Below are 2386 nucleotides of genomic sequence, written 5' to 3'. Positions count from 1 at the left end.
GGGTGCCAGTACAGAAGGCGAGCAGGTCCAGCAGGGTCGTGCCGGGGTCCTGTTCGATCAGTCACGGCAGCAGGTCCGCGCGCCGCGTGGGCAGTTCACGGCCCCAGCGCTCGTGCTGCGCCTTGATGACGCCCCACGTGGTGGTGGCGGGGAGGTCGTCCGCCGCGCCGAGCCGCTTGTCGCAGTTGCTGTTGCAGGACTGTGCCAGCACATGCGGCGCGAAGCCGAGCCCGTACCGCTCCGGAAAGACTTCCGGAACCACGCGATGCAGAAGGGCGGCGAGTGCGATGCGCGGCTGCGCGATGAGTTCCGCATGAGCGGCGGCGGTACGGTGCGCGGTCAGGCGCTGGCAGAGCTTCGCGCTGTGAACCGGCTTCTCCTTCTGCGCCGGTTGTGCTGCGCTGTCCGGTTCACTGTACGCTTCCGGCGTGCCAGTTACGGTCGCGCCCGCCGCATCCAGTGCTGCGCTGTTCTCGCGGCGCACCAGACCCCGTTCCACCACCAGTTCGCCCTGCGGGCTCAGGATCACGAACGCGCCTGCCTCGACCATCTGCTGCGCGTCCCACATGACGAGGCGGCTTTCGAGCGCGATGAGGGCGGCGTTCACCCGGTCGATTTCGGTTTCGAGCCGTTCGGCTTCCTCGTAAGCGTTTTCGTCCTCCTCCCCGAGGGCGTCAAACTGTCCGGCCAGTTCGTCCTGCTGTGCGGTGAGCGTGTCCATCTCCCACTGTTCGTCGTCGGTGAGGGCGCGTTGCACCGGTTGCAGCCTGCCGTAACGGTTCAGTTCAAACATGTCGCGCTCGATGCGGCCCTCAGCCCAGCCCCATCCCTCACTTCGGACTGCTTCGGCGGCGGCGTCGAGCTTCTGTGCGGCGAGACGCTGCAGCAGTTCGGCGTCGGCAATGTATCCGGCGTTTTCATCGTCGCTGAAGAGATCACGGCGCACGTAGCCTCCCGCTGCCTCGTAGGCATCCAGCCCCACGAAGCGCACCAGACGGCTGCGGCTCGCGTCGATCTCGGTGCGCGTGATCGCCTGACGCAGATAGTTGGGCTGGCGTTGCCACTCGTTTGCATCGAACCCCGCTCCTGCGTTTCGTGATCATCGGTGAGCGCAAGCGCGGCGAGCTGGTCAAGCGTGATGGCATCCTCGCGCAGCAGGGCAAGCAGCTTCGGAGAGGCGCTGGCGAGCTTCATGCGCCGTTTTGCCGTGATCGGCGCAGCCGAGAAAAGCGCCGCGATGTAATCGACGCTGCGACCTTCCCCGGCCAGCATCCGGTAGGCGCGCAGCACGTCGAACGGGTCGAGTCCTTCGCGTTCGCTGTTCTCGATCAGCGAAATGGCGAGGGCTTCGCCGTCGCTGACGATGCGCACCGGCACCGGGTAGTCGGCGGCGATGTGTTTCTGCCCGAACAGCAGGTCGAGCGCGGCGTGTCGGCGCTGTCCGGCACAGACGCCAAGCTTGCGATGTTTGCCTCGCGAGCCCTTCATCTCGTGAACGACCAGGTTTTGCAGCAGCCCTTTCGCCCTGATGTTCGTGGCGAGCGAGTCAATGCCAGATAGTGGTTTCGTGCGGGCGTTGAGCGGCGAGCGCCGCAGGGCGGAATACGGCACGGTCACGATCGGCTGCTCGTTGCCGAAACTGGTTTCGAGCAGCGGCGCAGCGTTAGCCGCCGCGTTCGTGGCGGTGTCGGCTCCGGCGGCGTTTGCGGTGTCGTTCATTTGCGTGTTGACTTCGGTTTGCATGATTCACTCCAGATAGAAAAAGGAAGGTTCCGGGTCGCGGTGCTGCAGGAGGCGGTCAGGGCTGGATCCGGATAGGAATCCTGACGGAATGAATCGGGATCGGGCGGCGATGGGCTGCCGCCCGTGCCGTGCTTACGCCTTCATCTGGCGCATCGCGTCCGCGAGCATCCACAGCGCGCGGTTCAGTTTCACGTTCTGGTCGATGCCGGTGATGGGGCGAGTGGACATGGAGCGTCCGCTGCGCGAGCGCCCGTGCAGGCCACCTTTCGTCAAGGATTCCTGAATCCGGTTAAAGACGGTCCAGAGGTCGTCGCGGCGGTCCTCGAAGCGGCGCGGGGCAAGCAACTGGCTTTCGGTGACCGGGGCGGGCGCTTCCGCGTCGGTCGGGTCGTAGCGCAGCGCGAGCGCGGAGCGGGCTAGGGCGTGCTGTTCGTCGCGGGTGAGCGTCACGGCGCGCATGCCGTCCTTCTGTTCGCGGATCAGGTTGAAGCCGTCGAGCACCTCGAATGCGCCGTTGATGACGTTCTGCACAATGGAGCCCTTGTGGGGAACGCGTACTTCGCCGACGGTTTCGCCCGCGACGATGCCGTTCTGGCAAACAAATCTGTAGACGCCCCCCAGCATCTGATAAGAGCTTGTCCCG

Annotated in this window: 1 protein-coding gene and 1 pseudogene; both read right to left on the bottom strand. The window is 65.5% G+C overall.

From position 1 onward, the window contains the following. Positions 1-1719: pseudogene (locus PQQ96_RS41875) on the bottom strand (ParB/RepB/Spo0J family partition protein); the annotation flags it as partial. A gap of 156 nt (positions 1720-1875) precedes the next feature. Next, positions 1876-2386: DUF932 domain-containing protein (locus PQQ96_RS41870; RefSeq protein ID WP_408303259.1), on the bottom strand; the 511-nt coding region annotated here is incomplete at its 5' end.

Origin of the sequence: Paraburkholderia sediminicola (genome assembly GCF_046027825.1) — a bacterium.
GTDB classification, from domain to species: Bacteria; Pseudomonadota; Gammaproteobacteria; order Burkholderiales; family Burkholderiaceae; genus Paraburkholderia; species Paraburkholderia sediminicola_D.
Note: the sequence above shows the minus strand (reverse complement) of the source record. Positions and strands in the feature narration are given on the sequence as shown.